Here is a 7,681-nt window from a genome sequence, read left to right as displayed (position 1 = left end):
GGGCGGTGCCCTCAGCCGCCGTCGACATCGCCGTCGACGCCGAACCGCTGGGCGAACGCGTCGCGCACCGCGTTCCGTAGCACCGCGACCTGGTCCTCGGTCAGCTCCCAGCGCGGGTCGCGGGCGGCCGCGGTGACGGCCTCCTCGATGCGCAGCAGCTGGCCGGGGCGCAGCCGCAGCGGCGGCGGTGACGGAAGTTCGGTCCGGGAGCGCCGGGTCCGCCACCGCAGGCTCAGGCTGCGCAGGCCGCCACGGACGGCCTCGGTGGCGTGCTCGCGCACGCCGTCGCGCAGGGCCTCCAACGCGATGCCGGTGAGCACGAGCACGTACGGCAGCAGCGGCGCGACCGTCTCCTCGAAGCCACCGCCTCCGGCCTCGCCGCCGCCGACCCGCACCAGCCGGGACGGGTCCCGCCGCCAGCGGCCCGGACGGCGGCGGTAGGCGGGGGCGAGGAACGCCAGCAGCGGCTCCTCCTCGGGGGCTACCGCCCGGATCGCCAACCGGACCAGCTCGTCCTCGGTCCCGTCAGCGCCGTGCGGCGGTGTCGTGCGGGTCATCCTGCTCCTGCCTCCGGCGGCCGCCCGCCGGTCCCCGCGCTCACCGTACGGGGATTCGCGGCGGCTGGCGATCGGCAACCGGACAGGGCTGCGGTCAGGGGGCGAGGCGCTTGGCGAACCAGTGGTGGGCGTAGCGTTCGGTGTTGTACGGCTCGATCTCCTGGTACCCGGCGGAGCGGTACATCGCGAGCGCCTCGGTGAGGTTGCGGTTGGTGTCCAGCCGGACGGCGGGCCAGCCGCGCGCGGCGGCGTACCGTTCCAACTCGTCGAGTATCCGCCGGCCGACCCCGAGGCCGCGCACGGCGTCGGAGACCCACACGCGTTTGATCTCGGCCGGCACGCCGGGCCGCAGTTTCACCGCGCCGCAGCCGACAGGCTCGGCGTTGAGGGTGGCCAGCAGGAACACCCCGGCGGGCGGGGTCAGCTCCTCGTCGCCGACCGGGCTGCTCAGCGCCGGGTCGAAGCCGTCGTCGAAGCGGCGGGCGACGTCGCGGGCGTACGCCCGCACGCATGCCCGCGCGCGCGGGTCGCCCGGCGGGCACGGCTCGATGGTCACCATCGACGCGACGAGTAGCCGTTCGACCTCGGCCATCGCCGCGACGAGGCGCGTGCGGCGCGGCCCGGCGAGCGGTTCGAGGACCGACCAGGCGAACGCGTCGGAGCGCTTGTCGAGCTCCGTCCACTCGGCCCGGCCGGCGTCGGTGAGGGAGGCCACCCGAACCCGTCCGTCACCGCCGGCCGGCGCTACGGTGACGAGCCCGTCGCCCTCCAGGGTGCGCAGGAGCCGGCTGAGGTGTCCCGAGTCCAGGCCGAGGCGGGCCCGCAGCGCCGCGACCTCGGCGCCGTCGGGGCCGATCTCCCACAGCAGGCGTGCCTGGGCGAGGGGACGCCCGCGCGCCATGTACGCGTCGTCCAGCGCCCCCACCCGTTGGGTGACCGTCCGGTTGAACCGCCGTACCGCGGCGACGAGCTCCGTGTCCATATGCCTGACTTTAGTCAGGCAATCCCTGGCTGGGTTCGGCAGGTTCGGTCCGGGGGCGGCGGGCGGGGGACGCGGTCACAGCTGCGGGCCAGCCACGGTGGCCAGGACGAGGAAGCCGAGGCCCAGCGGCACGTCCAGCAGCACGCAGAACTCCGCCAGCGACCGTGGCACGACCTCGTCGCGCCGGTAGTGGACCACGTCCCAGATCCCGTGCGCGGCCAGCGCGAGCCCGGCCAGCACCAGCCCGACGCGCGGGGCGACGAGGACGGCGGTGACGGCGAGCCCCCCGTACCCGAGCAGGGCCACCGCCTGGGCGGCGAGCGGCGCGCGCGGCACCCCGCCGACCAGGCCGGCGATGACCAGCAGCGCCGCGACGACGCCCACGCCGGCCCACCACGGCACCCCCGCGAGTTCGCTCGCCGCCACGACAATCCCGCCGCCGCCGACCACCGCCCAGGCCACCCACGGCCGGCCGAGCGCGGCGGCGGCCAGGTAGCACAGGGCCGCGACGGCGACGGTGATCGACAGCACTTCCCGGTCGGCGCCGGTCGCCAGCACCGCCGTGGCCACGGCCAGGCCGAGCAGGCTCGGCCAGCGACGCGTCACGACCGACCAGCGCCCCGCGCCTGCCGGGGTCTCGGCCGAGGTCGGGGTACTGCGGTGTGAGGTGTCCATGTGGAGATGGTGACGGCGCACGCGGACCGGACGGGAACGCCGAGGGCGTGCCCGTCCGGAATCCTGCGGCCCGTGTCCGATCACCTGGCCCGTCGCGGCCCAGCCCTCAGCGGGACGCCCCGGCGCGGCGCTTGTTGTAGACGTCGAACGCGACGGCGACGAGCAGGACCAGGCCCTTGACCACCGACTGCATCGACTGGTCGACGCCCATGAGCTGCATGCCGTTGCTCATCACGGCCATGATGAGGCCGCCGACCATGGCGCCCACGACGGTGCCGACCCCGCCGGTGACCGCCGCGCCGCCGATGAACGCGGCGGCGATCGCGTCGAGCTCGAACATGTTGCCGGCGGCGGGCTGCGCCCCGTTGGAGCGCGAGGAGTAGATGATGCCCGCCACGGCCGACAGGAAGCCCATGTTGACGAAGACCCAGAAGTTGACGGTACGGACCTTCACCCCGGACAGCATGGCCGCGGGAAGGTTGCCGCCGATCGCGTAGACCTGACGGCCGAAGACGGTGCGCCGGGTCAGCAGGCCGTACGCGAGGACGAGCACCGCCAGCACGATCAGCACGATCGGCAGGCCCCGCGCGTGGGCCAACTGCCAGGCGAAGTACATGACGACCGCGCCCACCAGCACGACCCGGGTGACGAACAGCGGGAACGACTCGACCGGCTGCTGGTACCGGATGCGCGCCACCCGGGTGCGGAAGCCGCTGACCGCGTAGCCGGCGACCGCGACGGCGCCGATGAGCAGCGTGAACGCGTCGAAGCCCTGCCCGCCGAGGAGCCCGTTGAGGAAGCCCGCCGCGATCCGCTGGTATTCGGCCGGGAACGGCGACAGCGAGATGTTGTCCAGGACCCGCAGGGTGAGACCGCGGAACAGGAGCATGCCGGCGAGGGTCACGATGAAGGCGGGGATGCCGGCGTAGGCGACCCAGAAGCCGTGCCAGGCGCCGACGGCGAGGCCGACGGCCAACGCGGCCAGCACCCCGAGCCACCACGGGTGGCCCTGCTGGATGACGAGCACCGCGGAGACCGAGCCGGTGAGCGCCACCACCGAACCGACCGACAGGTCGATGTGCCCGCCGATGATCACGATGACCATGCCGATGGCGAGCACGAGGATGTAGGAGTACTGCAGGACGATGTTGGTGATGTTGCCCGGGCTCAGCGAGACGCCGTCGGTCAGGACGGCGAAGAGCGCGACGATGACGACGAGGGCGACGAAGATGCCGCTCTGGCGCAGGTTGCGCATGACCAGCGTACGCGGGTCGCTGATGCCGGTGTGCAGGGCGCGGGCGGGGGCCTGGTCGGCCGACGGGCCCTGCCCGGTGGAGGAGGATTTGACGTCGGTCATCGTGCCGGTTCCTTGTCCTTCGCCATGAGCTGCATGAGCTTTTCCTGGGTGGCCTCGCTCACCGGCAGTTCGCCGGTGAGCCGGCCCGCCGCGAGCGTGTAGATGCGGTCGCACATTCCGAGCAGCTCGGGCAGCTCGGAGGAGATGAGCACGACCGCCTTGCCCTGCGCCACGAGCCGGTTGACGATCGTGTAGATCTCGAACTTCGCCCCGACGTCGATGCCGCGGGTGGGCTCGTCGAGGATCAGCACCTCCGGGTCGGTGAACAGCCACTTCGACAGGACAACCTTCTGCTGGTTGCCGCCGGAGAGCTTGCCGACCGTGGCCATGACGCTGGGCGCCTTGATGTTCATGTCGCGCCGGCTGGCCTCGGCGACCCGGATCTCCTCGTTGTCGTGCACCCACCCGAAGCGGGCGAGCTTGCGCAGCGCCGCCGCCGAGACGTTGTGGCGGATGTCGTCGATGAGGTTGAGCCCGTACCGCTTGCGGTCCTCCGTGGCGTACGCGATGCCGTTGCCGATCGCCTCCGCGACCGTGCGCGCTCTGATCTCCCGGCCGCGCAGGAACAGCCGGCCGGTGATGTCGCGCCCGTACGAGCGGCCGAACACGCTCATGGCCAGCTCGGTGCGCCCGGCCCCCATCAGCCCGGCGATGCCGACGACCTCGCCGGCGCGGACGGTGAAGCTGACGTCGTCGACCACCCGGCGGTCCTGGGTGGGGTGGCGCACCGTCCAGTTCTCCACGCGCAGCACCTCCTCGCCGGGGGACGACACCCGGTCGGGGTAGAAACTGTGCAGGTCGCGGCCGACCATGCCGCGGATGATCCGCTCCTGGGTCACCTCGGCGGAGCGTACGTCGAGCCGCTCGACGGTACGGCCGTCGCGTAGCACGGTGATCGAGTCGGCGATCGCGGTGATCTCGCCGAGCTTGTGCGAGATCATGATGCAGGTGATGCCCCGCTCGCGCAGCCGTCGCAGCAGGTCGAGCAGGTGCGCCGAGTCGACGTCGTTGAGGGCGGCGGTCGGCTCGTCCAGGATGAGCAGCTTCACCTCCTTCGACAGCGCCTTGGCGATCTCGACGAGCTGTTGCTTGCCGACGCCGAGCGCGACGATCGGCGTGACGGCGTTCTCGCGCAGGCCGACGGACTCCAGCAGGGCCGTCGCGTCGGCGTTGGCGCGGTTCCAGTCGATGAGGCCGGTGCGTCCGCAGCGTTCGTTGCCGAGAAAGATGTTCTCGGCGATCGACAGGTGCGGCACCAGGGCGAGCTCCTGGTGGATGATGACGACGCCCTGGGCCTCGCTGTCGCGGATGCCGCGAAAGTGCACGGGCCGGCCGTCGAAGATGATCTCACCTTCGTAGCTGCCCGCCGGGTACACCCCTGACAACACCTTCATCAGGGTGGACTTGCCGGCGCCGTTCTCGCCGCAGATGGCGTGGATCTCGCCGCGCCGTACGACGATCGAGACGTCCTGGAGCGCCGCCACCCCGGGAAACGTCTTGGTGATGTTGCGCATCTCGAGGATGGTGTCGCTCACGGTCGTCCTCCCGCTAATTGGGGTTCGTGGGGGCGTCGTTGCCCGGGCCGGGGCGTCCGTCGGGCCCGGGCAACGACGCCGGGCCCGACGGGACCGTCACTTCTTGGCCTGCCCGGAGGCGACTTCCTCGGCCGACCAGTAACCGGAGTCGACAAGTGCGGACTTGATGTCGTCCTTGTAGATGGTCTGGATCGGCAGCAGGTACGCCGGGACGACCTTGACCTTGTTGTTGTAGGTCGTGGTGTCGTTGGCCTGCGGCTGCTTCTTCTGCAGGAACGCCTCGGAGGCGATCGCGGCCTGCTCGGCCAGCAGCCGGGTGTCCTTGAAGACGGTGGAGCTCTGCACGCCGTCGTTGATGAGCTTGATCGAGGCGATCTCGGCGTCCTGGCCGGTCACCACCGGCAGCTTCTTGCCCGAGCCGCCGTAGCCGGCGTTCTGTAGCGCGGTGATGATGCCCCGGGAGATCCCGTCGTACGGCGACAACACGCCGTCCACCTTGGACCCGTCGTTGTAGCTCGACGTGAGCAGGTCCTCCATCCGCTTCTGGGCGGTCTCCTGCTGCCACCGCAGGGTGGCCGCCTGCTCGATCTTCGTCTGGCCGGACTTCACCTTCAGCGTGCCGCTGTCGAAGTACGGCTTGAGCGTGTCCATCGCGCCGCCGAAGAAGTACGGCGTGTTGTTGTCGTCGAGCGAGCCGGCGAACAGCTCGATGGTGAACGGCCCGGTCGCGCTGCCCTTGGAGCCGTCCTTGTTCTTCAGGCCGAGGCCGACCAGCAGCGCGGTGGCCTGGGCGACGCCGACCTTGTAGTTGTCGAAGCTGACGTAGAAGTCGACGTTCGGGCTGCCGAGGATGAGCCGGTCGTACGCGATGACCGGGATCTTGGCCTCGGCGGCGGCCTGGAGCTGACCGCTGAGCGCCGTGCCGTCGATCGCCGCGATGACCAGGACGTCCGCGCCCTGCGTGATCATCTGGTCGATCTGCTGCGACTGGGTGGGGATGTCGTCCCCGGCGTACTGCAGGTCGACCTTGTATCCCTTGGCCTGCAGCTTCTCCTTCACCGAGTTGCCGTCGGCGATCCACCGCTCCGAGGTCTGCGTCGGCATGGAGACGCCGATGGTCAGGTCGGTGGGCTTCTTGTCGGCGGTGTCGCCGCCCCCGCCGGCTCCCTCGCCGCCGCACGCCGCCATGCTGAGCGCCAGCACGGCGCTGCCGAGTGCCACCAAGAATCGTCTGGCCACAGGCTTCCCCTCCCAGGACCTTGTGCCGAAATGTCGGGCGCGACCGCGCCCCGAAACAGTGTTAGCGCTCACATTAACCTGGTCAACAGCTGGCGGGAAATGCCGTGGTCACGTTCTCGTAACGGCATCGACCACTCAGCCCACCACTCCGGACCTGGGCTTTTGTCGCGCCGACCGCCCGCCGCGCAAGGTCACGGGGGCGGCCACACTGCCCCGGGGACCCGGACCCGCCGGGACCGCCCCGGCTTGTCCGGGACATCACCGCAAGGACATGTCTGCAACGATCGTCGGCGACCATGGGGAGGGTTACATGACCAAGAACGTCACTCGTCGGGCCGCCATCGGAATGGGCGCGGCAGCGGCGGCGCTCGCCGCCACCGGTGAGGCCGCCGCCGCCGAGGGCAGGACACCGCCGGCGGCCACGCAGGTCCGCACCGGCGGATGCGCCGAGGCGATCCGGCGGACCTACCTGGAGCAGAAGGCCAAGGCCGGCGGTGTGTGGCACGCCCACATCGCGATGGTCGACGGGGCCGGAGCGCTCGAAACCGTCGTGGCGGACGACGCCGACCGCGTCACGCACGGCTACAGCGTGCAGAAGCTCGCCGTCGCCGTCGCCGTCATGGACAAGATCGATCGCGGGCAGCTCCGGCTGGACCAGCGCCTCGACCTGAACGCGGACATCATCCTCGGCGGCACCGGCATCTACTTTCTACAGACCGTCTGGGGCGACGAGGTCACAGTGGCCAACTTCCTCACCGCGATGCTGCTCGTCTCCGACAACACGGCGGTGCGGATGTGCGGCCGGGTGGTGCCGGCGCTGGAGATCAACGACATCCTCGCCGCGAAGGGGTTCACCCACACCCGCGTCGAGCCGGTCGCCAACCCGAACCGGTTCTACCTCGGCGTCACCACGCCGCGCGAGACGCACGACCTGCTGTGGCGGCTGGCCAACAAGACCATCCTGACCCCCCGGTCGGCCAACTTCCTCCTCGGCATCCTCCGCTGGATCAACGGCTACCACGACGGGATCCGGCGCACCATGTCGTCGGCCGAGCGCAGCCGGGTCGCCACCAAGTACGGCGCCGACTTCGACGACCTCGGCGCCGCCCGGCACGAGGCCGGCATCATGTTCGACGCCGCCGGGGCACCCACCCTGACGTACGCGCTGTTCGCCGACTCCCTGGGCCACCTGGACAACTACGGGTCGACCCATCCGGCGGTGCAGGCGCACGCGGTCCTCGGCCGGACCATGTTCGACGCGATCGCCACGACCACCAACCGCACGACCCGCTCCCGGCACCACGTCGCGCCGTTCCGCCCGGTCGACGGCGGCTGA

Annotated in this window: 7 protein-coding genes; 1 reads left to right on the top strand and 6 read right to left on the bottom strand. The window is 71.1% G+C overall.

The genetic code is table 11. The annotated features are described in order from the left end of the window. Positions 1-11 precede the first annotated feature (11 nt). From E1258_RS09325 to chvE, 6 genes are all read right to left on the bottom strand, one after another. Positions 12-557 (bottom strand): hypothetical protein, encoded by a 546-nt coding sequence (locus tag E1258_RS09325; RefSeq protein ID WP_132398726.1) that lies wholly within the window; start codon positions 555-557, stop codon positions 12-14. A gap of 94 nt (positions 558-651) precedes the next feature. Then, positions 652-1,539 carry a bifunctional helix-turn-helix transcriptional regulator/GNAT family N-acetyltransferase gene (locus tag E1258_RS09320; RefSeq protein ID WP_132398724.1) on the bottom strand — a complete coding sequence of 296 codons (888 nt, stop codon included), beginning with the start codon at positions 1,537-1,539 and terminating at the stop codon, positions 652-654. A 75-nt stretch (positions 1,540-1,614) separates the two neighbouring features. Beyond that, positions 1,615-2,214, bottom strand: a complete 600-nt coding sequence (locus E1258_RS09315; RefSeq protein WP_132398722.1) for a hypothetical protein — start codon at positions 2,212-2,214, stop codon at positions 1,615-1,617. A 106-nt stretch (positions 2,215-2,320) separates the two neighbouring features. After that, entirely contained in the window at positions 2,321-3,571 is a 1,251-nt protein-coding gene (mmsB, locus tag E1258_RS09310; RefSeq protein ID WP_132398720.1) for a multiple monosaccharide ABC transporter permease, read from the bottom strand. Further along, on the bottom strand, positions 3,568-5,106 hold the full coding sequence (mmsA, locus tag E1258_RS09305; RefSeq protein WP_132398718.1) for a multiple monosaccharide ABC transporter ATP-binding protein: 1,539 nt from the start codon (positions 5,104-5,106) through the stop codon (positions 3,568-3,570). The genes mmsB and mmsA overlap by 4 nt, the downstream gene beginning before the upstream one ends. A gap of 96 nt (positions 5,107-5,202) precedes the next feature. Continuing rightward, positions 5,203-6,345: a multiple monosaccharide ABC transporter substrate-binding protein gene (gene chvE, locus E1258_RS09300; protein WP_132398716.1), complete on the bottom strand. Its 1,143-nt coding sequence runs from the start codon at positions 6,343-6,345 to the stop codon at positions 5,203-5,205. Between the two features lie 310 nt (positions 6,346-6,655). Between chvE and E1258_RS09295 the strand changes: the two genes are divergently transcribed. Continuing rightward, positions 6,656-7,681, top strand: coding sequence for a serine hydrolase (locus tag E1258_RS09295; protein ID WP_132398714.1), 1,026 nt, complete (start codon positions 6,656-6,658; stop codon positions 7,679-7,681).

The organism is Micromonospora sp. KC207 (assembly GCF_004348615.1).
Lineage (GTDB): Bacteria > Actinomycetota > Actinomycetes > Mycobacteriales > Micromonosporaceae > Micromonospora.
This window is presented reverse-complemented; position numbering and strand designations above follow the sequence as displayed.

Coding starts and splice junctions, on each gene's coding strand:
- E1258_RS09325 (WP_132398726.1), bottom strand. CDS start 557: ATGACCCGCACGACACCGCCGCACGGCGCTGACGGGACCGAGGACGAG.
- E1258_RS09320 (WP_132398724.1), bottom strand. CDS start 1,539: ATGGACACGGAGCTCGTCGCCGCGGTACGGCGGTTCAACCGGACGGTC.
- E1258_RS09315 (WP_132398722.1), bottom strand. CDS start 2,214: ATGGACACCTCACACCGCAGTACCCCGACCTCGGCCGAGACCCCGGCA.
- mmsB (WP_132398720.1), bottom strand. CDS start 3,571: ATGACCGACGTCAAATCCTCCTCCACCGGGCAGGGCCCGTCGGCCGAC.
- E1258_RS09295 (WP_132398714.1), top strand. CDS start 6,656: ATGACCAAGAACGTCACTCGTCGGGCCGCCATCGGAATGGGCGCGGCA.